This window comes from Corynebacterium sp. LaCa_23 (assembly GCF_058182375.1).
This window is the reverse complement of sequence record NZ_CP190825.1, coordinates 2,332,064-2,357,654: the sequence shown is the minus strand read 5'-3', so window position 1 is coordinate 2,357,654 and position 25,591 is coordinate 2,332,064. Positions and strand designations below refer to the sequence as shown.

Genomic DNA, 25,591 nt, shown 5'->3' with positions numbered 1-25,591 from the left:
TTCCCCCGCTTTCTTCGCGAGCACGCCACTATTAAAGCACGGAAAGACCGAAGGAATAGCCGAGGAAAGCGATGGCATCGATAAGAAAGTGCGCGATGACAAGCGGCCACACGCGGCCGGTGCGGTGATAGTAGTAGCCGTAGATTACGCCCATGATGATATTGCCAAAACCGGCCGATACCCCCTGGTACAGGTGATATGAACCGCGCAGGATAGAGCTTGCCGCCAAGGCCGCCGGCAGCGTCCAGCTCGCCTGGCGCAGCCTGGTCATCAGCCACATGACCACCACGGTCTCTTCCGCAAAGGCATTGGCGGCGGCCTTGATGAGGGACACCGGGATTTCTAACCACGCATTATCGAAGTCACCGGGGATGACCTCTTTGCTCCAGCCAAACTGCACCGCGGCGAAATACAAAACTAACCCTGGGAGGCCGATGAGCGCGGCGAGTCCCGCGCCGTGCAACCAATCAGAGGCGCGGTAGGCGGCCGGTTTAATGTGGTCTTGTGCCAGCAGTAAAAGTACCAGCGCACCATAAGCAAACAGGACCGCCGCCGAGCACAATTGCAGGCCCAAATCCACCCACGCCAGAGCGGATTGGCTGGAGTTGAGTGTGACGGATTGCTCATTGAGCGACTGCGGGGCGGCCAGCGAATTGATAAGCCGCAGCACCGCCCGGACCCCGGAAATACCAAAGGTCAGGGTCAGGACGATGAGCAGCTCGGCGCGGAGATTCTTGGTCATGGGTGCAGGAGGTGGGCGAGGCCTAAAAGTTGGGCATCGGAAAGCGTAATGCCTCCCACATGCACGCCGACGGGCGGGTGCGCGGGGATGGCCCAAGGAACGGAGATGGCGGGCAATTGGGCCATATTAAACAGCGAGGCCCACGGGGACCAGCGCGTTTGGGCGTCGAAATTCTCCGCGTGCGGAAGGGACAGGAAATGCCCCCGCGGCGGGGGATCCGCGGTGAGCATGGGCGTGATAATGGCATCGACCCGCCACTGCTGCGCTAGGAGCTCCGGGAGGTGGCGGACATGGCGCTGCGCGGCGCTTAGCTCGGCGGCGGATACGGTAGCGCCTTGCTGGGCCACCCAAGCCGCGTAGCCCTCTGCCTGTGGCAGACCCACAAACCGGGAGGTAAAGATCTCGCGGAAGTGCGCAAACGTGGCCCCTGCCTGCGGATAAGGCGCAATGGGGACGACCTCAAACCCCGCGGTGCGCAGCCGATCTGCGGCCTCGCGTGCCGCCCGCAGGTGGTGGGCTTCCACCCGGGTCGCGGCAAAAAGCGGCTCCAGCAAGAGCCCAATGCGGGCGCGCGGGGTGATCATGCGGTGGCCGTGCAGGAACGCATTATCGGCCACGGTGCGGGTAATAAACCCCTCCGTGCCGAGGTTGCTGCCCGCAGGCTTAAAGCCCACGACCCCGCAGGCGGCTGCGGGAACGCGAATGGAACCGCCGCCATCGCTGGCCTGCGCCGCGCGCACGAGGCCGCGGGCTACCTGGACGGCCGCGCCGCCAGAAGAGCCGCCCGGGGTGCGGCCTGGATAAAGAGGATTATCGGGGTGGGGAAGATCCACCGGCTCGGTATCGACGCGCAAGCCCAACTCCGGGGTGGAGGACTTGCCAATGAATACCGCGCCCTGCTTCTCCAATGTCGCGATGAACGGCTCGCTGACCGCGGGATAATACGTGCGCTTGGCATTGCCCAAAGTGGTGGGCGTGCCCGCGACATCGTTGAGATCCTTTGCAGATAGGACCCACCCGCGCAGCCGGCCGGTGCGGGCGGGCGCGCGGTGCAGATCCAGGTAGGTAAAACCGTGCTCTGCGGGGCCCATGCCCTGCACATCCGCGCGGAGTCGTTCTATGGAAAAGTCCATGGCGCACCAGTCTAGTGGGCTAAGGTGACGGGCATGACTACAACCATCGCTTTCTTAGGTCCCGCCGGTACGTTCACGGAGGCCGCCGTGCACAAATTCGCCGCCGAGTGGGAAGCGCGCGGGGAGACCGTGGAGACCCTACCGGTGGACTCGCCTTCAGCGGCGGTGGCGGCCGTGCGCGCCGGGCAGGCCGGTTATGCCTGCGTCGCCATCGAAAATTCCGTGGATGGTGCGGTGACGACGACCTTTGACGCGCTGGTAGAAGGCGATCCCGTACAGATTTACCGCGAGGTAGATATCCCCGTTACCTTCAGCATTATGACAAGGCCGGGAACGAAAGACATCGCGCGCCTGAGCACGCACCCGGTGGCCTTCCAACAAATCCGCGGCTGGGTAGCAGAGAACGCGCCGGGCGTGGAATTCGTGCCGGCTAGTTCGAATGCGGCGGCGGCGCAGGCCGTAGCGCGCGGGGAGGTCGACGCGGCGGCGGCGCCAGCGCGGGCGGCTGAAATCTTCGGCCTAGAAACCAGGGCGAGCGGCGTGGCCGACGTGCAGGGAGCGGCCACCCGCTTTGTGTTGGTGGGCCTGCCGGGGCGCCCGACCGCGCGCACCGGCCAGGATCGCACCAGCGTCATTTTCACCCTGCCCAACCAGCCGGGAACCCTAGTGGGGGCGTTACAAGATTTCGCCCACCGCGGGGTGGATCTCTCCCGGATTGAGTCGCGGCCGACGCGCCAAACCTTTGGTAACTACCGCTTCTATGTGGACTTGATTGGGCATATCGATGACCAGCCGGTTGCTGAGGCCCTGCGTGCGGTGTGGTTGCGGGCGGAGGAACTGCGGTTTTTGGGCTCCTGGCCCACCGCGACGCCCGCCGGCCACCCACCGCGGGATCTGGCGGAGGCAGATGCCTGGGTGGCGAGGGCGCGCAGGGGTCAATAATCTGGACGCATGACTGGAAGAATCATCCTGCTGCGCCACGGCCAAACCCATTCCAATGTCTCCCGGCTGCTTGATACCCGGCCGCCGGGCGCGGAGCTTACGGATCTGGGGCGCAACCAGGCCACGGAGGTGGGCCGGGAATTAGCAGGCTTTGTGGGCGAGCGCGAGGTCGACTTCAAGTGCTCGATTGCGCTGCGGGCGCAGCAGACCGCCACCTTGGCGGCGCGCGCCTTTGAACAGGAGCGGGACCTGCCGCGCTTTTCCATTCCCATCGATGTCATCCCGAACGTGCAGGAGATTTTCGCCGGTGATTGGGAGCTCGATGCTAGCGAGGCCGCCCACCGCAGCCACGATACGGCCATGCGCGGCTGGTGCTACGGCGATAGCCAGGCCGCCATGGAAGGCGGCGAGCGGCTCCAGGACGTGCTTTCGCGTTTCCAGCCCGCATTGGAAGAGATTGCGGCGCAGCTTGCCGATGACTGCGATGTCATCCTCGTCAGCCACGGCGCCGCCATCCGGGTGGTGACCAAGCACGCTACCGGCGCGGATGCGGACTTTGCCTATACCGGTTATATGCCCAATTGCCGCTTTACCGTGATGGAGCCGCGCGGCAAGAAATTTGGCGAGTGGACGCTTACCCGCTGGGCCGATATTGAGCTCTAGCCCCAGCCCAGCTGGTGCAGTTCGTGTTCTTCCATGCCAAAGTAATGGCCTAGCTCGTGGAAAACCGTGACCTTGACCTGCTCGGCCAAGTCTTCTTCTGACGCGGCCCAGCGCTGCAAAGTGCTGCGGTAGATGAAGATGGCATCGGGCAAATACCCGGTGTGGTCGAAGGTGCGCTGGGGCAGGGCGACGCCCTCATAGAGCCCTAGCAAGGTGGGATCATCGGGGTTTTCTTCTTCCACCATGATCACCAGGTTGCGCATCTTGCGCACGAATTCATCGGGCACCTGATCGAGGGCGTCATTGACCATTTCCTCGAAGCGTTCTTCCGATACGGAATACATTTACGGTGCCGGCTTATTATCGCGAATCGGGTTGCGCTCCGGGCGCTCCTCCGGCGGGTTGCCGTCGATGGAGAGCGCCTGGCGGCCGCCGGTGGCGGCACCGGTGATGGAAGAAAAGCCGCCATCATCGCGGGCGTGGACGAGCGAGCAGTTCACGGACTTGGTGCCGCCATTCCAGGACTCTTCAGACACGGTGCCCCAGAACGGCTGCAGCGTGGATTGGTAGAGCTGTTCTTCCCCGCCCAGGTAGTCCTCGGCGGCAGCGGTGCAGGAATCCGAGAGGAATTTATCCATCTCCTTGCCATCCGGGTACGCGTCGGGGAATTTCTTGCCCAGGTCGATGACGGATACCGTCTCCAGCTGGTGCGGCTGGGCGCAGTCCACCACATGCGGTACTTGCTGATCATCGATGGCCAGGCACTCGCCCGGCTTGGCCAGGTTGGCCTGCTCGGAGGCCTCAACATTGCCGGTGGTCAACTGCGGCACGCCGTGATCATCGGTGGTCTGTAGGCCGCACAGCAGGGTGCGGTCACCGTTATTCCACGCGGATTCCGGCGGCAAGATGGAGGCAATATCGTACTTGCCGTGCGGATCCCACTTGCTGTGCAGGTAACTCACCGTGGCGGACTCACAGAGCTCATCGCGCAGCTGGTGCTGGCGGGTAAGCGCGGGCCGCGAGGCATCCGGGCCGAATTCACTGGTGGGGTAGACGCTGAGATCCTCCACGGTGGAAACCTCGAAGCGGTGCTGCTCCGAGCATTCCACCTCCTTGAAGGAAGCGGCAGAGCCATCCTCATTGATATCCCACGTCACGCAGGACCCAGCGGAAGCGGAGGTAAAAGGCTCCACCTTTGCATCGGAGGATCCTGAGCCATCGGCACCGCCCGCAGAGGACTGTTCGGACGCGGCGGTAGTATCGCCCCCGTTAGACCCGTGGTTGCTGACAATGCCGTAGATGCCCATGAAAACGGCCGCCGCGATTGCTGAGATCAAGGCAATCTGGACGGCCACAGCGGAACGCCACGCAGGTGATTTCTTCATAAGGCCCATTATCTTACCCTTTAAGCAGGGTGTTTTCTATATTGAGGTATCCCGGGAAACGCGGGTATTCAGGTGGTACCTATCGGTGCGGTAGACCGAGGAACACCACTCCACGGGCTTATCCCCCGAGCGCGAGCAGCGCACGATGTGCAGCAATGGGGAACCCACGGGGACATCGAGAAGCGGCGCAATCTCCTCATTGGCGGCAATGGCGGAGACGGTCTGGTCCGCGTCCGTGATGGGGACGCCAAACGTCTTATCCAAAATGGAATACACCGAATTATAGGTGTCATTTTCCAGCAGGCTCGGCGCAAAAGCGGAGTTATACCAGCCGTCATCGATGGAATAGGGCTCGCCATCGCCCAAGCGCAGTCGGCGCAAATGAATCTGTTCTTCCGTGGCAGGGGTGCCAAAGAAGTTGGTGGCCGCCTCCGGGGCGCTCGCGCGGCCGCTGTTGAGGATCTTGGAGGAAGCCACCACATCCTGAGCACTCATTTCATCGGAAAAGGAGGCCAGGTGCAGGCGCGATACCAAGGGGTTGGGGGCAACGAAGGTGCCCTTACCGCGCACGCGGCGCAATCTGCCGGCGGCTACGAGATCCCCGATGGCCCGGCGCACCGTAATGCGGGAGACACCGTAGGTCTCCTCCAGGAGCCTCTCACCGGGGAGGATATCACCGGGTTTGAGGGTGGTATTACATAATTCCTCCAGAATATCGTGCAATTGGGCGTGCTTTGGGGTGGGGCCATCGCTGATTTCGCGGGCCGGTAATTCTAGGGAGGACATGATTCCATAATAATTCGCTGGTTATTACCACGGCAAGGCAATGGCAGTGCGCTAGAATCAGTTCCGTGATTGATCTCAAGCTACTCCGTGAAAACCCAGACGTTGTCCGCGCCTCCCAGGTCACCCGTGGGGAAGACCCCTCGCTCGTGGATCAGCTCCTCGCAGCCGATGAGAAGCGCCGCCTTGCCATCCAGAAGGCCGACGAGGTGCGTTCCCAGCAGAAATCCCTGGGCAAGAAGATTGGTCAGGCCTCCCCGGAAGAGCGCCCGGCGTTGCTGGAAGGCGCAGATGAGCTCAAGGCCAAGGTCAAAGAGGCTGAAGAGGCTCGGTCCGCGGCTGAGGCCACGGTGGAAGAGCTGCAGTACAAGATCGATAACGTCGTCGAAGGCGCACCCGCCGGCGGCGAGGATGACTTTGTCCTCGTTGAAGAGGTAGGTGAGATCCCGCACTTCGATTTCGAGCCCAAGGACCACCTTGAACTCGGTGAATCCCTGGGGCTCATTGACGTCAAGCGCGGTGCGAAGGTCGGCGGCGCCCGCTTCTACTACCTCACCGGCGATGGCGCATTCCTGCAGCTGGGCATGCTGATGTTGGCTGCGCAAAAGGCGCGGGAAGCCGGCTTCCAGCTGATGTTCCCGCCGGTTCTAGTGCGCCCAGAGATCATGTCCGGCACGGGCTTTTTGGGCCAGCACTCCGATGAGATTTACTACCTGCCAGCCGATGACCGCTACCTCGTGGGTACCTCCGAAGTCGCGCTGGCTGGCTACCACAAGGATGAGATCATCGATCTATCCAATGGTCCCCTGCAGTACGCGGGTTGGTCCTCCTGCTTCCGCCGGGAGGCCGGTTCCCACGGCAAGGACACCCGCGGCATCCTGCGCGTGCACCAATTCGACAAGCTAGAAATGTTTGTCTACTGCAAGCCGGAAGACGCCGAGGACATGCACCAAAAGCTCCTCGATATGGAAAAGGAAATGCTGGCTGCGATGGAATTGCCGTACCGCACCATCGATATCGCCGGCGGTGACTTGGGCTCTTCGGCGGCCCGCAAATTCGATAACGAGGCGTGGGTGCCAACCCAAGGCACCTACCGCGAGCTGACCTCCACCTCCAATTGCACCACCTTCCAGGCCCGCCGCCTGTCCACCCGTTACCGCGATGAGAACGGGAAGACGCAGGTGGCCGCCACCTTGAACGGGACCCTGGCCACCACCCGTTGGATCGTGGCGATCTTGGAAAACCACCAGCAAGCCGATGGCTCCGTCGTTGTTCCAGAGGCCCTGCGCCCATTCGTGGGCAAGGATGTCCTCACGCCGCAGTAGCCTGCGGAACAAAGCTAAAGGAGCACCATGAACGCTGCGACGAATTTCTTGTACCGCCAGATCACCCACATCGGGCGCGGCCTCACCTTGGCCCAAGGCCTGCAGATGCGCCTGTCTGGGGAGGAGAATATTCCCGATGACGGCGGTGCCGTCCTTGTGTGCAATCACACCGGGTATATGGATTTTCTGTTCGGCGCGTTCATTGCCTATCGCAAAAAACGGCTGGTGCGCTTTCTAGCCAAGGCCAGCATCTTTAGCACCCCAGGCGTGGGCGCCCTGCTGCGCGCTATGGGGCACGTGCCGGTAGACCGCATCGATGGCAAAGAGTCCTTGCGCAAGGCGGTAGAGCTTGCCGAGGCCGGTGAGCTCGTCGGCGTCTTTTCTGAAGGCACGATTTCCCGCAGCTTTGAAATTCGCAGCATGAAAACCGGCGCCTCCCGCATCGCTTTTGAAGCCGGTGTGCCGGTTGTTCCGCAGGTGATGTTCGGCTCGCAGCGCCTGTGGACAAAGGGCCACAAAAAGAACTTGGGCCGCACCAAGACTCCGGTCTTTATTACCGCGCTCGAGCCGTATTACCCCACCGGGGATCCGGAGGCCGATACCGCAGAAATCCGCCGCCGCATGCAGGAGGCCTTGGAGGGACTCTGGGAGGATTATGAAGCGGAGTTCGGACCCATGCCCGCCGGCGAATATTGGGTGCCCGCGCGCAAGGGCGGTTCCGCCCCGACGCTGGAAGAGGCCGAAGCCCGCGATGCGGAGGTAGAAACGGAGCGGCACCGTGTGCGGCGCTTGCGCGATGACCTGGTAGGACTCAAAGACCGCGTTTCCGTGTCCACCGTGGAACTCGTGCGCAACCACATGGCTTCTGCCAAGGGTGAGGAAGGCCAAGACACACACGAAGGTGATGAGTCGCAGGAAAAGAAGCACATCGCAGCCGATACCTTGGAGTGGGTTAAGACCAACCTCAACGCCGTGGTGGAAGAGGCAACCCGCGGCTTGGATGAGGGCAAGGATAAGGTCGCCGATGTTATGGCCCAGTTGAAGACCGATGTTGCGCAGGCCCAGGCCTCTATTGCCGCAAGCAGCAAGGAGATCTGGGAAGGATCCGTGGTAGAGCAGGGACTGCTCGCCGCGGCGACCCAATCGCGCTTGATCGTCTCCCGCCTGCCGCACCGGCTCAAGGCCCAGTTTTCTGCCATCCCGCGCGTAGTGGTGGCGCATCAAAGCACGCTGAACTGGGAAGACGATGCCCTGACCCCGCGCCTGAAGGCGGCGCTAGAAAGCATCTACCCCGCAGCGGAGGTGCTCATCGTGGTCTCGTGCGATGCGGATCTCGATGTCCCGCAGGCGGTGTGGCATATCCAGCTTGATGAGCAGGCCGAAAAGCCGCTCTTGGATAAGGAAGCGATGAAGGTTACCTCCGCCACGGCCGCCGCCGGCGTGGACTGCATCCTGGATGATTTGGACGCCAAGCCGAGCGAGGCATTGGTCTTTGGTAATGAGCCGGGGGATGAGGGGTTTTTGAATCACATCCCGGTCGTTGCCCTGGAGACAGCACCCATCGAAGTGGTCAAGGATGCGCAGGCTGTGACGTATTCCGCCGAGCGCGCAGGCATGTCCGAGGTTTTGGAAGCGATGGCCCGGTTACAAAAAGACTAGGCGCGTGCAAACGTTGGCGTTACCACCCCCGCGAGGGGGTGGTTTTCTTTTTGGTTGGCTAATCAAAGGGCGGGAATTGACTGCTTACGGGGCCGGAAGTTACGTGTGAGAAACCTCTAGTGAATGTTTAAGCGGTGACCTCTACCATAGGAGATAGGAGATATTGGCTCTACTTTTTAGAGCGCAATAGTCGCCATCATGAATCATCCAAAACTTGCTTTTAGCTGTGCTTACGCCATCTCATTCATCGTTTGTCGGAGCAAGCACACATGAGCACCAAGGAAGGAGATGCGGTCTCTAATGACCCAGCAAAGCAATCAATCCTTTAACCCCGAATATTTTGAAAATGTGTGGAATGGCTACGCGGATGAGGACTACGACGTCGTCATCATCGGTGGTGGCTCCGTAGGTGCCGGCGCGGCACTGGATGCGGCAACCCGTGGTTTGAAGACCGCGGTGCTGGAGTCCCGCGACTTCGCCGCTGGTACCTCTTCTCGCTCTTCCAAGATGTTCCATGGTGGCCTGCGCTACCTTGCAATGTTTGACTTCCGCCTCGTGGCAGAGTCGCTGAAGGAGCGCGAGCTCAACATGTCCACGTTGGCTCCCCACCTAGTTAAGCCGCTGAAGTTCATCTTCCCGCTCACCCATCACGTATGGGAGCGCGTCATGATGTTCGGTGGCTTTACCCTTTATGACCTCATGGGTGGCGCAAAGAGCGTGCCGATGCAAAAGCACCTCACCCGCAAGGGCGCCCTCAAAGTCACCCCTGGCCTGAAGGAAGACGCCATCGTCGGCGGTGTGCGCTACTACGACACCCTGGTGGACGATGCCCGCCACACCATGACTGTGCTGCGCAGCGCCGCTGAATACGGCGCCGATGTGCGCACCAATACCGAGGTCATCGGCTTTGACAAGGACCGCGGCGGCCGCGTCGTTGGCGCTAAAGTCCGTGATACCGCCACCGGCCGCGAGGCCACCGTGCGCGGTAAGGTCTTCATCAACGCCACCGGTGTCTGGAACGACAAGATCCAGGAGCTGGCCGGCGTGGAAGGAAAGTTCACCGTTCACGCCTCCAAGGGTGTGCACATCGTCGTGCCAAAGGATGCCCTGGATGCAGAAGCAGCACTGTGCTTCGTCACTGAAAAGTCCGTCCTCTTCGTCATTCCATGGGGCGACTACTGGATCATCGGTACCACCGATACCGACTGGGAAAAGGGCCTATCCCTTCCGGATCCCGCCCCCACCAAGGCGGATATTGACTACATCCTGGATGAGGTCAACCAGCGCGTGCGCCGCCAGATCACCCGCGATGACATCGTCGGCGTCTACTCCGGCCTGCGCCCGCTGCTATCCGGTAAGTCCGATTCCACCACCAACCTGTCCCGTAACCACGCCGTGGCTCGCGTGGCCCCGGGTATGGTCTCCGTTGCCGGTGGTAAGTACACCACCTACCGCGTCATCGGTAAGGATGCCGTTGACCTAGCCGTGGAAGAACTCGGCGGCAAGGTGCCAGAGTCCATCACCGAGCACACCCCGATCCTGGGCGCTGCCGGCTACCACGCTCTGGCCAACCAGATTCCTACCTTGGCCCGCCGCTACAACCTGAGCGAGGACTTCATCGAGCACCTGCTCGGCCGCTACGGTTCGCTTTTGGGCGAGGTTCTGGCTCCTGCGCAGGACGATGAGTCCCTGCTCGAGCCCGTTCCCGGTGCTGAAACCTACCTCTGGGCTGAGGTGCGCTACGCCGTTACCCACGAGGGCGCCCTGCACTTGGACGATATCTTGACCCGTCGCCTCCGCGTTGCCATTGAGTTCGGTGACCGTGGCGTCAATGCAGCTCCCGCCGTTGCGGACTTCGTTGCTCCGCTGCTGGATTGGAGCGAGGAAGACAAGCAGCTCGAGGTGGATACCTTCACCAAGCACACCGAGGCAGAGCTGGCCGCCGAGGCAGCTGTGACTGACCGCGAAGCTAACGACATCCTGGTCCGCGCTGGCTCCGCTCGTCCGACCGAGACTCAAGGATAAGGGGAGGCGCTAATGGCTGGATCTGATGCATTCTTGTGGGAGTTTATCGGCACCACACTGCTGCTGCTTCTTGGTAACGGCGTGTGCGCGCTGGTAAACCTCCGCACCTCGGGCGCTCGTGGCTCCGACTGGATTGTTATTGCCTTGGGCTGGGGCATGGGCGTCTTCGTCGGCGCCAGCGTGGCCGACCCCTCTGGCGGCCACTTGAACCCTGCGGTAACGCTCATGCTTGCGCTCAATGGTTCGCTTGAATGGAACCTGGTTCCGTTCTACGCGCTGGGCCAAATCCTGGGTGCTATGTTCGGTGCCTTCCTGGCATGGGCTGCGTTCAAGCAACTCTTCGATGCGAATAACTACGACGAAGAGGGCAAGGTTACCGGCGCCAATTCTGAAACCGGGGGAATCTTCTTCACCGCCCCCGCGCACCCACACAATGGCTGGAATACGGTAACCGAGTTCATCGCCACCACCGTATTGTTGATGTTCATCGCCTTCGGTCCTGCCGGTGGCGAGCTGGGCCCACTGAGCTACTTCGGCGTGGCATTCGTCGTTGTCGCCGTCGGCCTGTCCCTTGGTACGCCTACGGGATATGCCATCAACCCGGTCCGTGACTTGGGACCGCGTTTGATGTACGCCTTCGTCCTTCCCATTAAGGACAAGGGCAGCGCTAACTGGGGCTATGCATGGGTGCCGATTGTTGGCCCGCTGCTTTCGGCCGTTGCCGTTGGCCTATTGTCCATTGCGCTTTAATCCACCCCCTATACAGGAGAAATTAGACACATGAGTGATAAGAAATACGTCGCAGCTATTGACCAAGGAACCACCTCAACCCGCTGCATCATCTTCAACCACGATGGCGATCAGGTATCCGTGGGCCAGCTCGAGCACGAGCAGATCTTCCCAGAAAAGGGCTGGGTAGAACACGACCCGCAGGAGATCTGGAGCAACACCCGCCGTGCTGTGGGGGAGGCTTTGGCCAATGGCGATATAACAGTAGAAGATATCGACTCCGTCGGTATCACCAACCAGCGCGAAACCACCGTGGTGTGGGATAAGAACACTGGTGAGCCCGTCTACAACGCCATCGTCTGGCAGGACACCCGCACCTCCGCCATCTGTAAGGAACTGGCAGGTGAAGAGGGCCCGGATAAGTGGCGCCGCCGCACCGGCCTGCTGATCAACTCCTACCCAGCGGGCCCGAAGGTCAAGTGGATCCTCGATAATGTTGATGGTGTCCGCGAGCGCGCCGAAAAGGGCGAGCTGCTCTTCGGCACCATTGACTCCTGGCTGCTGTGGAACCTGACCGGCGGTGCCGAGGGCGACGGCGACAAGGAAGCGCTGCACGCAACGGACGTGACCAACGCTTCGCGTACGCTGCTCATGGACATCGAAAAGCTGGAGTGGGACGAAGATCTGTGCAAGGAAATGGGCATTCCGATGTCCATGCTGCCGGAGATTCGCCCGTCCCTGGGTGATTTCCGCACCGTCCGCGAGCGCGGTTCCCTCGCCGGCGTTCCCATTCGCGCCATCTTGGGTGACCAGCAGTCCGCTATGTTTGGCCAGGGCTGCTTCCGCGCGGGTTCGGCCAAGAACACCTACGGCACCGGCCTCTTCCTGCTGCTGAACACCGGTACCACCCCGAAGTTCTCCGAAAACGGCCTGCTGACCACCGTCTGCTTCCAGCGCGAGGGCGAGCGCCCCGTGTACGCACTGGAAGGCTCCGTTTCCATGGGTGGCTCCCTCGTGCAGTGGCTGCGCGATAACCTGCAGCTCATCCCCAACTCCTCTGCCATCGAGAACCTGGCACGCGAGACCAAGGACAACGGTGGCGTGTACATCGTCCCAGCGTTCTCTGGTCTCTTCGCTCCGCACTGGCGTTCCGATGCCCGCGGCGTCATCGTCGGCCTGACCCGCTTTGCCAACCGTGGACACCTGGCACGCGCCGTCCTCGAGGCAACCGCTTACCAGACCCGCGATGTGGCGGATGCCATGGTGGCGGACTCCGGCGTGGAGATCACCGAGCTGCGCGTGGATGGCGGCATGACCACCAACGAGCTACTCATGCAGTTCCAGTCTGACATCCTGGGCGTGGAGGTGCACCGCCCGAAGAACATTGAGACCACCGCAACCGGCGCCGCTGTTGCTGCCGGCTTGGACAATGGCTTCTGGGAGGACCTGAGCATCCTGGATACCCAGCGCGGTGACCTCACCGTATTCAAGCCCAAGATGGAGCAAGAAGAGGTGGACTACCTCTACGGTGAATGGAAGCGCGCTATCAAGCGTTCCTTGAACTGGGAAGACTCCGATGAGGATGAGATGGACTTCTAAATCCTGAAGTAAACTCGCGGGTATGGATACTTTCCCTACCCGGGCCCCTCGGCTCATCGCGAGCGATATTGACGGCACCCTGTTGGACCGCAATCATCGCGTCCCGCGTCGCAACCGCGACGCAGTGGCGCGGGCGGTGCAGCAGGGTGCTTATTTTGCGTTATCCACCGGCAGGCCCTTTCGCTGGATAGAGCCGGTGCTGGAGCAGCTCACGGTGCGCCCGGTATGCGTGACCTCAAATGGGGCGGTGCTCTATGATTCCGCGGAGGACCGCGTCTTATCCGCGCGCGAGCTGTACCCAGACGCGCTAGAAGAGGTGGTGACGGTAGCCCAGCGCGTCCTCGGTACCGTCGGCTTTGGCGCGGAACGCGCGGGCGGTTCGCTTGCCGATGCCCCCGAGGAGCTTTTCGTGGTCGATCCTCGCTACTCAGAAAATGCCCTCTTTGAGGGTTTTGGCGTGGTCAGCGTGGGCGAGCTGGTGGCACAGCCGGTGGTCAAACTGCTTATCCGGAACACGGATTATTCCGCACCGGAACTCTATGACTTGATTGCTCCCCATATCGATCCGGAGCTGGCGCATATCACCTACTCCATGCAGGAGGGCGTGCTCGAGGTCGCGGCCCCCAACGTCACCAAGCGCCGCGGCGTGGAGTGGTTGGCCAAGCAGCATGGGATAGCGCAGGAAGAGACCATTGCCTTTGGTGATATGCCCAATGACATTGAGATGCTCACCTGGGCCGGCTGCGGGGTGGCAATGGAAAACGCCCTCCCGGCGGTAAAGGCGGCCGCTGATGCGGTCACCGTGGCCAACCACCAGGCGGGCGTGGCGAAGGTGTTGGAGCGCTGGTTCTAGCGCCCCTTCTCCATGGGCGAGACTATTTGGTGTAAATGTCTACCTTTTCGGTATTCATGTTGTAGACAATCTCGCCGCCCTGGAACTGGACGCGGATTTCCTTGCCGTTCTTAATCTCGTTGGTCGTGGGCAGGCCGAGCTTGGAGGCGTTATCGCCCTCTGCCCACTTCTTAGCAATCTCCCCGGTCAGGGCCTTGGCGCCGGAGTCCTTGGAGGAGAGGACCACGCCGTTTTGGAAGAGCTGGTACATGATCTTGCCGGAATCGGTGGAGTTCGGTCCGCCTACGGCGAGGCCCAGGACTGGGCCAAAGGCGTTGAGGACGGAGGTCCAGGATTCCTTGAGTCCTTCATTATTAGAAAGCTGCACAACCTTGTTGACGATATTCGGAATATCGCCTGCGGTCAGGTTGCCGGCAACCTTTTTATCAGTATCCGGCTGTGCCACGCGGTCGTTGGCAACCAGGACGCCGAAGACGGCGGCGGCGATGCCAGCCAAGGCCTGGATGGTCGATACCGGAACATCGACCCCTCCGATGGAGGAGGTGGTCCCGTCCGGGGCGGACTGATCGCCGCTAATCGATGGCTTCTTATCCCAATTCATTGCAGCGGCGCTGCCGCCGGCCTTGACCGCGTTGTACTTCTGCTTGGTGTTATCGCGGATCTCTTTCCAGTGCTGCACGGTGTGGCTACCCGGGCACTGGGTGTAGTGGAAATCATTGTGTCCGCTGAAGGCAGGCACGGTTGCCTGCGTGCCGGCCGCATATTTGGATCCGCCGAAGCCACCAGAGGTCAGGGTAGCGGTGCCGGTGGGATCGATGCCGGAGATAGCGGCCTTCCATCCGGCGATTTCTGCTACCGAGTTCAGCATCTTCTGTGATGGTTCTGCAATTTCGTAGTTACCAATCATGGAAATGCCCCAGTTATGGGAGTTGAAGCCACCAACGTGGGCGCCCTGGACGGCCTTGTCGAGTCCGCCGTAACGGCCTTCGTAGATGGTGCCGAACTTATCCACGAGCACGTTGTATCCAATATCGCACCAGCCCAGGTTCTGTGCGTGGTATTCGTAGGCAGCGCGAACCTGCGCGGCGGCCTGTGCCGGGGTGTAGTTATTGGAGCCCGCGGTGTGGTGCAGCGTCATCGCCTTGATGCCGTCATCGTAGGTGGGCTGCTGGCAGCGCTTGGATTCATCGGCGCCCCATCCGGAGCGAGAAACTACCTTTGGCATGCCATCGGTGGTGGCAGTAGGTTCGATGGCTTGGCCTTCTTGGGCATTGCCGTCCATGAAGACGGCATCTAGGTCCGATACGGTGGTGCGGTCGGTGTTGTTCTCATCAGCTACAGGGGCGATATCGCCGACGTTATAGGGCAGCGGTGCGGCACGGTTGGCATCCGCAGCGCCGGCTGCTTTTTCGAGCAATTCAGCATCGTCATCCAGGTTGGAGCCGGTCACGAGGTCCACATTGGCCATGGATACCTGCACATCGTTGGTATCGCCCACGTAAATAAGCTCGGTACCGTTCTTGCCATCGCCGTAGTTCATGGCATCCATATCGAACCACTCGCTCCAGGAGCCGTCCTCCTGCTTGGAGCGGACGAAGGAGTGCACGTCGCGCTTGCCCTCCCAGGTCACAGCGAACATGTTGAATGGTTCGTCGCGGTGGAAGTGCTTGACGGCACGCGGGCCCTCGCCATCGCCTTGCGCTGCCACGGCGGGATCATCAACGACGACGGAGTCGGCGTCGCTAAAGCTTTCTGAGGCGTTTTTCACCTCGATGGGCCCGCCGGACCCAGAGTCCTGGGTTTTGAGGACCTGCTGGCCGCCGAATGCGGCCGCCATGACGAGGGCAATGGAGGAAACCGTCGCGATGACGGGTGTGGTCCACGGTGACCTCGTGGGGACTAGTCGACGTCGTTGCTTCACTCTATTCTCCCTGGGTTGAGTTAGGTGCCGATGTAGCTGTAAAAACGGTTGCCAAAAGTTAACAGTTGATAGTGATGCTACGAGTGTGACAACTGTGAATCTTGTTGCGACACGCCGATGACCCGTGTTCCTCGCTGGAGTGCAATAAAGTGGGAACCATGACTTCTTATGACCTCATCGTTGTTGGTTCCGGATTCTTTGGCCTGACCGTTGCGGAAAGGGCCGCTAGCCAGCTGGGAAAGAAGGTGCTCATCGTTGAGCGCCGCGAGCACCTGGGCGGCAATGCCTACTCCGAGGCGGAACCCACCACCGGAATTGAAGTGCACAAATACGGCGCGCACCTCTTTCACACCTCCAATAAGCGGGTGTGGGAGTACTGTAACCAGTTCACCGATTTCACCGACTACCAGCACCGCGTCTTTGCCATGCACGATGGCACCGCCTACCAATTCCCCATGGGGCTAGGGCTTATCAACCAATTCTTCGGCCGGTACTACTCACCCGATGAGGCCCGCGAATTGATCAAGGACCAGGCCGGCGAATTCTCTGTGGATGAGGCCAAGAACCTGGAGGAAAAGGCCATTGCCCTTATCGGCCGTCCGCTCTATGAGGCGTTCATTCGCGACTACACCGCCAAGCAGTGGCAGACCGACCCCAAGGAACTGCCGGCCAGCAATATCACCCGCCTGCCGGTGCGCTACACCTTCAATAATCGCTACTTCAACGACACCTATGAAGGCCTGCCCGTCGATGGTTATGCGGCGTGGCTAGAAAACATGGCGGATCATGAAAACATTGAGGTCCGCCTGGATACCGATTGGTTCGATGTGCGCGATGATCTGCGCGCCGAGTCTCCGGACGCCCCCGTTATCTACACCGGCCCGCTGGACCGCTACTTCGACTTCGCCGAAGGCGAGCTCGGCTGGCGCACCTTGGACTTCGACCTCGAGGTGCTCGAGACCGGTGACTTCCAGGGCACCCCGGTGATGAACTACAACGATGCCGACGTGGACTTCACCCGCATCCACGAGTTTCGCCACTTCCACCCAGAGCGCAAGGACCGTTACCCCTCCGATAAGACGGTCATCATGAAGGAATACTCGCGCTTTGCCGATAAGGGCGATGAGCCGTATTACCCCATCAACACCCCGGAGGATCGCTCCAAGTTGGAGGCGTACCGCAAACTAGCCGCCCAAGAAGCCAAGGAGAACAAGGTGTTATTCGGCGGCCGCCTGGGCACCTACCAGTACTTGGATATGCACATGGCCATCGGCGCTGCGCTCTCCCTTTTCGATAACAAGCTCGTGCCCTTCTGGAACGAGGGCAAGGCCATCGAGCAAGAGCGCGGGCACTAAGAGCTGCTAATCCGCCCTGGGCACGCTATGCTTAGTCACCTCACAGGTTAGGAGGTGACGGCATGGCTCAACGCAAGAAATACACCAAGCCCGGGCACGCGGACCGCAGCATGTGGAAGATGTCCCCGGAGCGGCTCCAGGAGCATTTGAAACTGCGCAGCCGCGCAACGCGCATTCCCGATAAGAAAAAGCAGCAAGCAAAGAAGGCCTGCCGGAACACCCGGCGGGCCTTTCCGCTATCCAACCCAGCTATGATGAGTGCTCGCATCGCTTAATAGGTGCAGTACTGGAAAGTATTTTTATGGTGTTTATTCAGCCCGAAGCCCAAAAATTCCTCGAGCTGAACAGGGATGCCTCGCAGCTGGACACGCGCACCCCTGAAGAAAACCGCGCCGCCCAGCAGAAGACGGCAGCGGCTTGGGGCAAGAAAACCCCGATGGCTTCCGTGTACGAGACCTCGGTGCGCGGTGTCACGGTGCGGGTTTATATACCACAGGAGCCCGCGCTTTCCGATGCCCAGCCAGCAGAGCCTGCCTTCATCTTCTTCCACGGCGGCGGCTGGGTGCTGGGGGATTTAGAGACCACGGATACAACCGTGCGGGACATTGCCGCAGAAGCGGGAATCATCTGTATCAGCGTGCACTATCGCCGTGCACCGGAACACCCCTTCCCAGCACCACTAGATGATTGCCGTGCAGTAGTAGACGGGGTGTTACAAGGAGAACTGGGGATTGGCATCGATCCAACGCGCGTTGCCGTGGGCGGAGACAGCGCGGGCGGCAATATCGCAGCGGTGATTGCACAAGAACTGCGCGATAAGCTGGCTCATCAAGTGTTGATCTATCCCGTCATGGATTTATCCACCTTTGACACGCAATCCCATTCGGATTTTAGTGACGGCTACTACCTCACCCGGCGGCGCCTTAACTATTTTTATGATTCTTACGCGGGCACCGCAGACCGCACGGATATCCGTATGTCACCCGGCAGGAATGGCGATCTGGTGGGGCTACCTCCAGCGACGGTGATTACCGGTGAGCTTGATCCGTTGGTCTCTGAGGTAAGTGACTACGTTGAGCGAATGCTCAATGCGGGAAATGTAGTGAGCTCGATCGAATTTAAAGGCCAAGTTCATCCGTTCGTCCAGATGGGCGGGATTATTTCGGATGCGTTGATTGCGCGCACCATTATCGGCAGCGAATTAAAGCGTGCGCTGCGGGGCCGAGGCTAAAGGCCGCGATCTGCCCGAGCTAATAGAAATCTCGGCGTGAACACTCAACACAACACCCAACACTCAACACAACACTGCACATGTTGAGTGTTGTGTTGAGTGTTATGTGTAGTGTTCACCCATAGTTTCGGTGCTAAAACCCTGCCACCACCAGTTTTGCCAGCTGGCGGCCTCTGGGTGCGGTGGCGGAGTGATGGTGCCGTGTGGTGTGTGCATAGAGCTGACAGGGCTGATGCCGTGCAGTGAGTTGATAAACCATAGAGGGCATTCCGCAGCGAGTGCCGGGGTCAACGGGCGCTGAACGGTGGAAAGTCCTGCGTCATTGCAGCGGTGCAGGACCTGGCGCAGGGTCACGCTGGGCAGGCGCACGCCGGTAGGAAGCAGGAGGGTGTCGCCGTCCCAGGCGATGAGCGCGCCGGTGGTGATTTCTGCGATAGCGCCGTGGGCATCGACAATCGCGGTGTCATCGGTGCCGCTTACCTGATACTGCTCGCGGTAGGCGGCCAGGGCGGGCAGGTCCGGGCCTTTGACTAGAGGCCGCACTCGGGGATCGGGGGCCTGTGTATAAGTAAGGCGCGTGTGGGCGCGCGGAGCCGGGGCAGGCCGGATATCGAGGTAAAGCTCGTCGGCTATGAGGGCGATGCGGGGGAAGAGCTCGCCGCCTGAAAGCAGCTCCAGCATGGCGGGGACGAAGCCGGCGGGCAAGGCTCCAGCCACGGATTCGAAGCGCTTCAGGTGGAGCTGGAGGCCGTGCGTGCGGCCTTGCGAATGGCGCCAGGAATCGGCCACGGTGCAGGAAGCGGTTGGTGGGGTGCAGGGGATAAAGGCGCCGTCGCGCCAGATATAGGAGCTCATGACCACGCCCCGAGTACCGATTGGGCCTTGAGGTTTCTTTCGGCCAGCTCGGCTGCGGGATCGGAATCGAGGACGATGGCGCCGCCGGCACCGACGGTGACCTCGTTAGCCGCGCGCACCGCGGTGCGGATCACCACGCTGAAATCCGCCTCGCCGGAATAGCCGAGGTAGCCCACGATGCCGGAATAGACGCCGCGGGGTCCTGCCTCGAGGGCATCGATAATCTCGCAGGTGCGCAGCTTCGGCGCGCCGGTCATGGAGCCGGGCGGGAAGGCGGCGCGGATGGCATCGAGCGCGGTGGTGCCGGGGCGCAGCTGGCCGGTAATCGTGGAGACGAGCTGGTGCACGGTGGCGTAGCTTTCCACGTTCATCAGCCCTGGAACGCGCACGGTGCCGGGCTCGCACACGCGGGATAAATCGTTGCGCAAAAGGTCCACGATCATAAGGTTTTCGGCGCGGGTCTTGGGGTCGTCGCGAAGCAGGGAGGGGTCCTGGTGGGCTGGAATGGTGCCCTTGATGGGCTTGGCCTCGACGCGGTTATCGCGCACGCTGAGGAAGCGCTCTGGCGAGGCGCTGCAGATTTCCACGCCGTCGAATACCAGATGCGCCGCGTACGGTGCTGGGTTGTGCCGGCGCAGCGCTGTATAAATATCGCCGGTGGCCTGCGCGGTATAGGTATCGGTCAGGCAGACCTCGTAGCTTTCCCCGGCGTGCAAAAGCTCTTGGGCGCGCTGGATTCGGTCCAGGTAGTCGGTGGTGCGCCAGGCGCCCGCGCTTGCCGATGCCCCGCCACCACCCTCGCTTTCCTCCTGTTGCGCGCTGTGCACGGCGCTTTCCAGGCGGTCAAGCAGGCGCTGGGCACCGTCGCCGTCGAGGCAGCACAGGTGGGTCACCTGCCGGTGGTGGTCGTAGATGAGGAAGGACTGCGGCCGGATGAAGTAGGCATCGGGATACGGCGAGCGGTGGCGCAGCTGGATGGGCAAGGTAAGCTGCGCGCATCCGTAGCCCAAGTAACCGATTACCCCGCCGGTAAACGGTAAATCCGGCGCGTCAAAGACCTGCGTGGATAGCTCGCGCTCGAGGGTGGTGAGGATATCGGGGGCATCGCCAAGCCGGTAGCGAAAGGAGCGGCTAAGCGGACCGGTGGCATCGCCAAGAATGCTATAGCGCCCGCGCGCGTCGGCGGAGTCCAAGAAGAAGGCGTCGTTGCCGTCTGCCTGCAGCGCCGCGAAGACCCGTGGGCAGTCAATCGCGCCGGGGACCTCGCGGTGGAGCAGGCGAAAACCGCCGAGGAAATTGCGCAGCAGGGTCGCGCCGTGCTGGGTGAGTACCGATTCGGGGTGGAATTGCACGCCCCAATGCGGCAGGCCATCGACTTTGAGGGCCTGGACGGTGCCGTCCTCGCTGCGGGCGTGCACGGTGATGCCGGGGGCGGGCTCAATGTGCAGCGAGTGGTAGCGCACCGCCTGAAAATCCTGCGGGATGGTGGCGAAAATTCCCTCGCCGGAGTGGCTGATGGTGGATACGAAGCCGTGGCGCGGTTCGGGCGCGCGGCGTATGCGGGCACCGGCGAGCATCGCCAATCCCTGGTGGCCAAGGCAGACGCCGAGCAGGGGAATTCGCGCTGCGGCGGCCGCCTCGATAACGCGCCGGGACATGCCAAAGTCGTTGTCTTCCTCCGGGGTCCCTGGACCAGGGGAGATAACCACGTGGCTGAACTCGCCGGCGCGCACGTGCTCTGGGATGCCGGCGGCCTCGCCCGCGGGAACGACGAGCGGCTCGGTTCCGGAGACCTCTGCGATGAGGTGCGCGAGGTTAAACGTGTACGAGTCGTAATTATCAATGAGCAGGATCATCAAAGGCAGAGTCTATAGCCCAGCGCGCCCCACGCGTAACTTGCTCCACGCGAGGGCTAACTACTGGGTTATGACCAATCAATTGACGGATGTCACACTGCGCTGTAAGGTTAACTTTAAGTTAACAAAAAGCAAACGGGGAAAGAATCCAGAAAAGGGGATAACAATGAACCAGTTTGAAACCCTCCGCCAAGACCTACACACCAAGTACGGTCACGGATATACCCGTGCTGACATCGATGCGAAGCTGGACGAGGTCATCGCCAAACACACCGCCAACGCCGAGCTCGTGGAATTCATCCCCGTGCTGGTAGAGCGCGAGGTGCGCGAGTTCTTCGGCGCCCACCGCATCCACGTTCGCTTCGCCGCGGGCAATAACCACGCCCTGGCCAAGGCCGCAGCGGACCTCACCAAAAAGCACGCCGGTGCGGCGCTCTACGTCGATACCGCCGCCGCCCACCCGGAAAATGACGGCAATGACCACCTGGCCCACGTCATGAGCGAGCGCGGCATGGGCCAGGCGCCCAAGAAGTACCTCGAAGAGGTGCGGACCGTGGCCATGCCGGATTACATCGTGTACCTGGGTCGCGAGGTCGAGCGCGATGAGGCCGGCAAGGACATCAAGATCTGGGACATCGCCCCGGCTGAGACCGTTGAGCAGGCCCGCGAGCTTGCCGATGACCTAGAGGCTCGCGTCTACTACATGCTGAACAAGCTGGGCATCGACCCGGTAACTGAATCCGTGCGCGTCTAGCCTAAGGCAGGGCGAAAGCAAAAAGGGCTGAGGGAAACCTCAGCCCTTTCATCATGCATGCAGTGTACTTCCATTCCGGTGGTAGGCCAGATAGAGCGGGCGGCGCGAGCGGAAGCCCGCGGCGTCGAAGACAGGGGTTAAGTAGCAGGAGGGGATCCGGACACTTTTAAGAATATTGGGGTTGCCCGCAAATAGCGGTTGCGTCCTTTCGTGTGGTGTCGTTTTTATAGAAGAGTTGGCCTATTCAGGCGTCATTGGTTTCCGTGGTGTTGCTGGTAAGCGGCTGAATGCGAGCCCTGTGGTTAAGGACAGGGCTAGTGCCATTGCCCATATTCTCTTTGAGAATGGTGTAAAGAAAATCAATTGACTTAAGTCCGCGCATTTTAGAGGGACAACCCTTATCGTAGGTAGAATTGCTACCTACGTAGGTTATCGACCTATCTTGGGTTGAAATATTTGTTGGAGGTTTCGTGAAGCAATGGACTCGTAAAATTGCATCTTCGGTGTTGCCCTTGTCGATTCTGGCGATTCTTTCAAAGGGAGAGTCATACGGTTATGAGATCAGAAAGATGCTCGTAAGTTTCAATCTTGGAGATTTTAAAAGCGGTACGGTGTATCCGCTTTTAACTCGGTTGGAGGAAGAAGGGCTCATTGCTTCGAGATGGGCGGAATTACATGATGATCCTCCTCGGAAAATGATTCAGATTACAGACGCCGGTCGAGATGCTCTCAAGGAGGGCGTCCAGGACGTGGAGTACTTACTAAGCGGTATCCGCAATGTGATGGAAGGGAAATAGCATGAGCACTCTCAATGACGAATACCTGAAAAGTCTGGCTCGGGAGCTTAGGTTAAGGTCAGTCTCCGAATCGGATATTAATCAAGAAATTCTAAGAGTCATGGAAAGTGACGGTGCTGGGGTTAACTTGAGGAACGAGTTTGGAGCCCCTGATGAATATGCGGAAGCGCTCTACCCAAATCGTCCTAAAAAGCAGTTCTACCTTTTTACGGCTATTGGAATTGCCCTTGCAGTTATAGGCTTCGTTACCTTGCATGTCTTGTTTAAAGGCGATGAGGCTTCCAGCGCAGTATCGTTAGTTAAATTTATTCCACTTATTTGCATGCCGATTGGTATAGCTATTGACGTAAAAAGATTCTCTAAAGTCTAAATTCGTCATCGGATCCAGCCTTTAGAGAAGTCGGACCCTTTCTGCAATTCCCGCCTGCGGCACGGCGGGTGTGTCACACCAGAGAGTGTCTGATGGTTTGTGTGTGGGAACCTAACCTGCATAAGGAGGGGCCTGACCCCCGACGTGTCCACTTTCCGGGGGTCAGGCCCGAATTGAGAATGCTACTATCGCAATCAATCGCGGATGATGATATTGCACACTTCAACTGCTTTAACATCGTCCGCCGAAAAGTCTAGGCAGTTTCGTTGTCAACTAAAGGACGTTAGGTCATGTCAGAACTTGTACGACTAGAGCGTCTTTGTAAGGCCTACCCCAATCAAGAAAAGCCCGCAGTCGACAACGTTTCGCTAAGCATCGACAAGGGTAGTGTCTACGGTTTAATTGGGCGCAACGGTTCAGGGAAAAGTAGTTTAGCTCGAATCCTCACCGGCCTACTACGCCCTACTTCCGGCCATATCTGGATAAATGAAGGCAGAGATGCGTCCGCGACCTCTGACTGGCAGAGGTCAAATGTCGCATATTTGTCGCAATCTCCCCTAGCCCTAAACACTATGACTGTAAAGGAATCAATGGATTTCTTTGGTCGGCTGTACAGGACGAAGTCATCGAACAAGCAGCAGAAATGTCTCCTAGAGAAGCTAGGCATTCTTCGATTCCACAATCAAGAGGTGAGATCGCTATCTGGTGGACAAAGTAAACTTGTCCAACTTGCGATCGCTATCTCCTCAAACCGCCCTTTCGTCATTCTGGATGAGCCCACGAATGAGCTGGATGCGCTAAATCGCCGTCTAGTATGGGACGAAATTGAGGCCCTCTCTCATAAGGGAGTTACCGTATTGGTAATCACTCATGCAGTCTCCGAAGTTGAATCCTGCTTAACCCATCTCGGAATTATGGATAAAGGACGGCTCATTGCTAACGGCACGGTTAACCAAGTCATGCAAAACGTTCAAAATAGACGAACCATTGCGTACCGCACTGCATCCAATAGTGATAAAAGTTCAAAACCTTGGGAGCAGATAGTAGATGTCGACCAAGTTCCGAGAATTGTCTCGAAACTATGTCACGAAGGAGCCGACGATATTACTATCAGTTCACCCAATCTCGAGGATGTTTTTGTCAACCTAATCGCATCCAAATCGAATAAAGCATGAGTAACACTCTTACATTTACGCGCATACAGCTGACCAATTGGCGATGGTCTTGGCCGTCCATGCTGCTTACTGGAATTGTCGTTCCTGTTCTAATGTCCTTAGGACTTGGTGTGTACGCACAAAATTCAGGCGGGGCCGCCGTTGAGTACGCTGTTATTGGTGGTCTATCGTTTTCTTTACTATTCGAGCTGCAGGGGAAAATTGCCACCAATATTTCCTTTATGAAGGCGAATGGAGCCCTAGATCAACTAGCGGCTACTGGGGCGAAGCGCCTCCAGTTTGTTGTGGGGAGCTTTATCGCCTTTAGCCTCTTAGCTACTCCTTCACTGCTCATAACCCCAGTTGCGGTAGTTAAGATTCTCGGGCTTTCTTTATCTCCTTCTTTCACTATCATTCCTTCCCTAGTTTTTGCTGGTTGTACTTTCCTTTCTGCCGGAATGATAATTGGAGCATTATGTTCCAGCCTTGAGCAGGCATCTTCCATCTCATTGTTATTGGCCATTACGCTGCTAAGTCTCGGCCCGGTTGCCGTTCCTGAAGACTTGTTGCCTTCGTGGCTTCAGATAGTGGGAGAAGCCAACCCGGCTGTCCACATAAGTGAAGCCATTAGATACGGCCTCTTTGGCGGCGATGGAATCCCCTGGGGATCCATAGCATATTTAGTGGGTGCCACTGTCGTCTTGCTTCTTGGTGCTGTGGTTTTTCTACCCTGGCGGCATAAACGGGTATAAACGTTGTTTTCCCACGTGAACTGTCCCAGGTTTTGTTCCGTTTGAGTAGATGGGAAAATCTGGAATATGCCAAGAAAATTTGACTAGGATGCCAAGGACCGTGTGGTCCGAGAGTGTCGGAGATTTTGTGTGTGGGGCTCTGATTTGAAAGGAGCTTCACCGATAATGACTACGGTATCCCCGCAGAAGAATTATGACCCGTCTAGGGTCAACGAGATCAGCGAGAAGCTGATGGAAAACCTTTAAGCTTGCCAGTCTAATCGGTGACTTGTCGACCTCGACTGACGATGCCAGCGAGCTTGTGCACGGCCATGTTGCAGGCCTCGGTTAACGCCGGGCTGCAGGCTGAAATGGATGCTCATTTGGGCTACGAGTATTCCGACCGTATGGCGAAAGCTCAGGTTGACCGCGGCCAAGGCAATAACTTCCGAAATGGGGCCTATACCTAAACCGTTGACTCTGGCTACGGCCGGCTTGAGGTAGTTATGCCCAGAGACCGCGTGGGTAGGTTTGTTGCGCGGATGGTGCCGAAGGCGCACGCCGGTTGACCGAACTCGATGACATGATCATCTCGTTGTACGCCGGCGGTATGACGGTGCGTGACATCCAGCATCACCGTGTGTCCACCATCGGGCTGGATATCAGGTGTCTACCAAACAGGGGTCAGGTCCCTTTTGCTACTTAACCCGAAGACACATCCGCGTGTAA

At 59.4% G+C, this 25,591-nt stretch carries 24 protein-coding genes and 1 pseudogene; 17 read left to right on the top strand and 8 right to left on the bottom strand.

Annotation, left to right across the window (positions count from 1 at the left end):
* Positions 1-31 precede the first annotated feature (31 nt).
* Positions 32-742 carry a CPBP family intramembrane glutamic endopeptidase gene (locus ACP8IT_RS11115; RefSeq protein ID WP_284610692.1) on the bottom strand — a complete coding sequence of 237 codons (711 nt, stop codon included), beginning with the start codon at positions 740-742 and terminating at the stop codon, positions 32-34.
* Positions 739-1,875, bottom strand: a complete 1,137-nt coding sequence (locus ACP8IT_RS11110) for an amidase (protein ID WP_490290111.1) — start codon at positions 1,873-1,875, stop codon at positions 739-741. Before ACP8IT_RS11110 ends, ACP8IT_RS11115 begins: the two co-directional genes overlap by 4 nt.
* Positions 1,876-1,908: 33 nt before the next feature.
* On the opposite strand from ACP8IT_RS11110, the gene pheA reads away from it, so the two are divergent.
* Both pheA and ACP8IT_RS11100 read left to right on the top strand, forming a co-directional pair.
* Entirely contained in the window at positions 1,909-2,817 is a 909-nt protein-coding gene (gene pheA, locus ACP8IT_RS11105) for a prephenate dehydratase (RefSeq protein ID WP_490290110.1), read from the top strand.
* A 9-nt stretch (positions 2,818-2,826) separates the two neighbouring features.
* Positions 2,827-3,480: a histidine phosphatase family protein gene (locus ACP8IT_RS11100; RefSeq protein ID WP_490290109.1), complete on the top strand. Its 654-nt coding sequence runs from the start codon at positions 2,827-2,829 to the stop codon at positions 3,478-3,480.
* Here the strand turns inward: ACP8IT_RS11100 and ACP8IT_RS11095 are convergent.
* The 3 genes from ACP8IT_RS11095 to ACP8IT_RS11085 are packed head-to-tail and all read right to left on the bottom strand — an operon-like array spanning position 3,477 to position 5,651.
* Positions 3,477-3,824 carry a metallopeptidase family protein gene (locus ACP8IT_RS11095; protein WP_005279702.1) on the bottom strand — a complete coding sequence of 116 codons (348 nt, stop codon included), beginning with the start codon at positions 3,822-3,824 and terminating at the stop codon, positions 3,477-3,479. The genes ACP8IT_RS11100 and ACP8IT_RS11095 overlap by 4 nt on opposite strands.
* Positions 3,825-4,874, bottom strand: a complete 1,050-nt coding sequence (locus ACP8IT_RS11090) for a septum formation family protein (protein ID WP_005285303.1) — start codon at positions 4,872-4,874, stop codon at positions 3,825-3,827. It abuts the gene before it with no gap.
* Between the two features lie 27 nt (positions 4,875-4,901).
* Positions 4,902-5,651 (bottom strand): GntR family transcriptional regulator, encoded by a 750-nt coding sequence (locus ACP8IT_RS11085; RefSeq protein ID WP_023018149.1) that lies wholly within the window; start codon positions 5,649-5,651, stop codon positions 4,902-4,904.
* A 65-nt stretch (positions 5,652-5,716) separates the two neighbouring features.
* On the opposite strand from ACP8IT_RS11085, the gene serS reads away from it, so the two are divergent.
* The 6 genes from serS to ACP8IT_RS11055 all read left to right on the top strand — a co-directional run bounded on the left by serS (position 5,717) and on the right by ACP8IT_RS11055 (position 13,838).
* On the top strand, positions 5,717-6,973 hold the full coding sequence (gene serS, locus ACP8IT_RS11080; protein ID WP_284610690.1) for a serine--tRNA ligase: 1,257 nt from the start codon (positions 5,717-5,719) through the stop codon (positions 6,971-6,973).
* A gap of 27 nt (positions 6,974-7,000) precedes the next feature.
* Complete coding sequence (locus ACP8IT_RS11075; protein WP_490290108.1) at positions 7,001-8,632, top strand: lysophospholipid acyltransferase family protein; 1,632 nt, start codon at positions 7,001-7,003, stop codon at positions 8,630-8,632.
* 300 nt (positions 8,633-8,932) lie between these two features.
* The gene (locus ACP8IT_RS11070; RefSeq protein WP_005279711.1) at positions 8,933-10,657 is read left to right on the top strand and encodes a glycerol-3-phosphate dehydrogenase/oxidase; all 1,725 of its coding nucleotides are present in this window, start codon (positions 8,933-8,935) and stop codon (positions 10,655-10,657) included.
* A 12-nt stretch (positions 10,658-10,669) separates the two neighbouring features.
* Positions 10,670-11,407, top strand: a complete 738-nt coding sequence (locus tag ACP8IT_RS11065) for an MIP/aquaporin family protein (RefSeq protein ID WP_005279712.1) — start codon at positions 10,670-10,672, stop codon at positions 11,405-11,407.
* Between the two features lie 30 nt (positions 11,408-11,437).
* Complete coding sequence (glpK, locus tag ACP8IT_RS11060; protein ID WP_005279713.1) at positions 11,438-12,985, top strand: glycerol kinase GlpK; 1,548 nt, start codon at positions 11,438-11,440, stop codon at positions 12,983-12,985.
* A 22-nt stretch (positions 12,986-13,007) separates the two neighbouring features.
* The gene (locus tag ACP8IT_RS11055; RefSeq protein ID WP_005279714.1) at positions 13,008-13,838 is read left to right on the top strand and encodes a Cof-type HAD-IIB family hydrolase; all 831 of its coding nucleotides are present in this window, start codon (positions 13,008-13,010) and stop codon (positions 13,836-13,838) included.
* Between the two features lie 22 nt (positions 13,839-13,860).
* Here the strand turns inward: ACP8IT_RS11055 and ACP8IT_RS11050 are convergent, their stop codons facing one another.
* The gene (locus tag ACP8IT_RS11050) at positions 13,861-15,759 is read right to left on the bottom strand and encodes an N-acetylmuramoyl-L-alanine amidase (protein ID WP_035108568.1); all 1,899 of its coding nucleotides are present in this window, start codon (positions 15,757-15,759) and stop codon (positions 13,861-13,863) included.
* Between the two features lie 158 nt (positions 15,760-15,917).
* Between ACP8IT_RS11050 and glf the strand changes: the two genes are divergently transcribed.
* The 3 genes from glf to ACP8IT_RS11035 all read left to right on the top strand — a co-directional run bounded on the left by glf (position 15,918) and on the right by ACP8IT_RS11035 (position 18,345).
* Positions 15,918-17,114 carry a UDP-galactopyranose mutase gene (gene glf, locus ACP8IT_RS11045; RefSeq protein WP_005279716.1) on the top strand — a complete coding sequence of 399 codons (1,197 nt, stop codon included), beginning with the start codon at positions 15,918-15,920 and terminating at the stop codon, positions 17,112-17,114.
* Positions 17,115-17,176: 62 nt separating this feature from the next.
* Positions 17,177-17,389, top strand: coding sequence for a hypothetical protein (locus ACP8IT_RS11040; RefSeq protein ID WP_005279717.1), 213 nt, complete (start codon positions 17,177-17,179; stop codon positions 17,387-17,389).
* A 26-nt stretch (positions 17,390-17,415) separates the two neighbouring features.
* The gene (locus ACP8IT_RS11035; protein WP_005279719.1) at positions 17,416-18,345 is read left to right on the top strand and encodes an alpha/beta hydrolase; all 930 of its coding nucleotides are present in this window, start codon (positions 17,416-17,418) and stop codon (positions 18,343-18,345) included.
* 102 nt (positions 18,346-18,447) lie between these two features.
* On the opposite strand, the gene ACP8IT_RS11030 is transcribed toward ACP8IT_RS11035, so the two are convergent.
* Positions 18,448-19,200 carry an aminotransferase class IV gene (locus ACP8IT_RS11030; RefSeq protein ID WP_035108575.1) on the bottom strand — a complete coding sequence of 251 codons (753 nt, stop codon included), beginning with the start codon at positions 19,198-19,200 and terminating at the stop codon, positions 18,448-18,450.
* Positions 19,197-21,056, bottom strand: coding sequence for a chorismate-binding protein (locus ACP8IT_RS11025; RefSeq protein ID WP_005279722.1), 1,860 nt, complete (start codon positions 21,054-21,056; stop codon positions 19,197-19,199). The genes ACP8IT_RS11030 and ACP8IT_RS11025 overlap by 4 nt, the downstream gene beginning before the upstream one ends.
* 166 nt (positions 21,057-21,222) lie before the next feature.
* Between ACP8IT_RS11025 and ACP8IT_RS11020 the strand changes: the two genes are divergently transcribed.
* From ACP8IT_RS11020 to ACP8IT_RS10995, 6 genes and pseudogenes are all read left to right on the top strand, one after another.
* Complete coding sequence (locus tag ACP8IT_RS11020) at positions 21,223-21,810, top strand: three-helix bundle dimerization domain-containing protein (RefSeq protein WP_490290107.1); 588 nt, start codon at positions 21,223-21,225, stop codon at positions 21,808-21,810.
* A 470-nt stretch (positions 21,811-22,280) separates the two neighbouring features.
* Positions 22,281-22,607 (top strand): PadR family transcriptional regulator, encoded by a 327-nt coding sequence (locus tag ACP8IT_RS11015; protein ID WP_023018135.1) that lies wholly within the window; start codon positions 22,281-22,283, stop codon positions 22,605-22,607.
* Between the two features lies 1 nt (position 22,608).
* Positions 22,609-22,977, top strand: a complete 369-nt coding sequence (locus ACP8IT_RS11010) for a DUF1129 domain-containing protein (protein ID WP_023029460.1) — start codon at positions 22,609-22,611, stop codon at positions 22,975-22,977.
* A gap of 290 nt (positions 22,978-23,267) precedes the next feature.
* Positions 23,268-24,152 (top strand): ABC transporter ATP-binding protein, encoded by an 885-nt coding sequence (locus ACP8IT_RS11005; RefSeq protein WP_023029459.1) that lies wholly within the window; start codon positions 23,268-23,270, stop codon positions 24,150-24,152.
* Positions 24,149-24,883, top strand: a complete 735-nt coding sequence (locus ACP8IT_RS11000; RefSeq protein ID WP_490290106.1) for an ABC transporter permease — start codon at positions 24,149-24,151, stop codon at positions 24,881-24,883. Before ACP8IT_RS11005 ends, ACP8IT_RS11000 begins: the two co-directional genes overlap by 4 nt.
* Before the next feature lie 165 nt (positions 24,884-25,048).
* Positions 25,049-25,526, top strand: a pseudogene (locus ACP8IT_RS10995) (transposase); the annotation flags it as partial.
* Positions 25,527-25,591 lie beyond the last annotated feature (65 nt).

What these genes read in the sequence shown, in the direction of transcription:
- ACP8IT_RS11115 (WP_284610692.1), bottom strand. Translation starts at nt 742, where the DNA reads ATGACCAAGAATCTCCGCGCCGAGCTGCTCATCGTCCTGACCCTGACC.
- ACP8IT_RS11110 (WP_490290111.1), bottom strand. Translation starts at nt 1,875, where the DNA reads ATGGACTTTTCCATAGAACGACTCCGCGCGGATGTGCAGGGCATGGGC.
- pheA (WP_490290110.1), top strand. Translation starts at nt 1,909, where the DNA reads ATGACTACAACCATCGCTTTCTTAGGTCCCGCCGGTACGTTCACGGAG.
- ACP8IT_RS11100 (WP_490290109.1), top strand. Translation starts at nt 2,827, where the DNA reads ATGACTGGAAGAATCATCCTGCTGCGCCACGGCCAAACCCATTCCAAT.
- ACP8IT_RS11095 (WP_005279702.1), bottom strand. Translation starts at nt 3,824, where the DNA reads ATGTATTCCGTATCGGAAGAACGCTTCGAGGAAATGGTCAATGACGCC.
- ACP8IT_RS11090 (WP_005285303.1), bottom strand. Translation starts at nt 4,874, where the DNA reads ATGGGCCTTATGAAGAAATCACCTGCGTGGCGTTCCGCTGTGGCCGTC.
- ACP8IT_RS11085 (WP_023018149.1), bottom strand. Translation starts at nt 5,651, where the DNA reads ATGTCCTCCCTAGAATTACCGGCCCGCGAAATCAGCGATGGCCCCACC.
- ACP8IT_RS11075 (WP_490290108.1), top strand. Translation starts at nt 7,001, where the DNA reads ATGAACGCTGCGACGAATTTCTTGTACCGCCAGATCACCCACATCGGG.
- ACP8IT_RS11070 (WP_005279711.1), top strand. Translation starts at nt 8,933, where the DNA reads ATGACCCAGCAAAGCAATCAATCCTTTAACCCCGAATATTTTGAAAAT.
- ACP8IT_RS11065 (WP_005279712.1), top strand. Translation starts at nt 10,670, where the DNA reads ATGGCTGGATCTGATGCATTCTTGTGGGAGTTTATCGGCACCACACTG.
- glpK (WP_005279713.1), top strand. Translation starts at nt 11,438, where the DNA reads ATGAGTGATAAGAAATACGTCGCAGCTATTGACCAAGGAACCACCTCA.
- ACP8IT_RS11055 (WP_005279714.1), top strand. Translation starts at nt 13,008, where the DNA reads ATGGATACTTTCCCTACCCGGGCCCCTCGGCTCATCGCGAGCGATATT.
- glf (WP_005279716.1), top strand. Translation starts at nt 15,918, where the DNA reads ATGACTTCTTATGACCTCATCGTTGTTGGTTCCGGATTCTTTGGCCTG.
- ACP8IT_RS11040 (WP_005279717.1), top strand. Translation starts at nt 17,177, where the DNA reads ATGGCTCAACGCAAGAAATACACCAAGCCCGGGCACGCGGACCGCAGC.
- ACP8IT_RS11035 (WP_005279719.1), top strand. Translation starts at nt 17,416, where the DNA reads ATGGTGTTTATTCAGCCCGAAGCCCAAAAATTCCTCGAGCTGAACAGG.
- ACP8IT_RS11030 (WP_035108575.1), bottom strand. Translation starts at nt 19,200, where the DNA reads ATGAGCTCCTATATCTGGCGCGACGGCGCCTTTATCCCCTGCACCCCA.
- ACP8IT_RS11025 (WP_005279722.1), bottom strand. Translation starts at nt 21,056, where the DNA reads ATGATCCTGCTCATTGATAATTACGACTCGTACACGTTTAACCTCGCG.
- ACP8IT_RS11020 (WP_490290107.1), top strand. Translation starts at nt 21,223, where the DNA reads ATGAACCAGTTTGAAACCCTCCGCCAAGACCTACACACCAAGTACGGT.
- ACP8IT_RS11010 (WP_023029460.1), top strand. Translation starts at nt 22,609, where the DNA reads ATGAGCACTCTCAATGACGAATACCTGAAAAGTCTGGCTCGGGAGCTT.
- ACP8IT_RS11005 (WP_023029459.1), top strand. Translation starts at nt 23,268, where the DNA reads ATGTCAGAACTTGTACGACTAGAGCGTCTTTGTAAGGCCTACCCCAAT.
- ACP8IT_RS11000 (WP_490290106.1), top strand. Translation starts at nt 24,149, where the DNA reads ATGAGTAACACTCTTACATTTACGCGCATACAGCTGACCAATTGGCGA.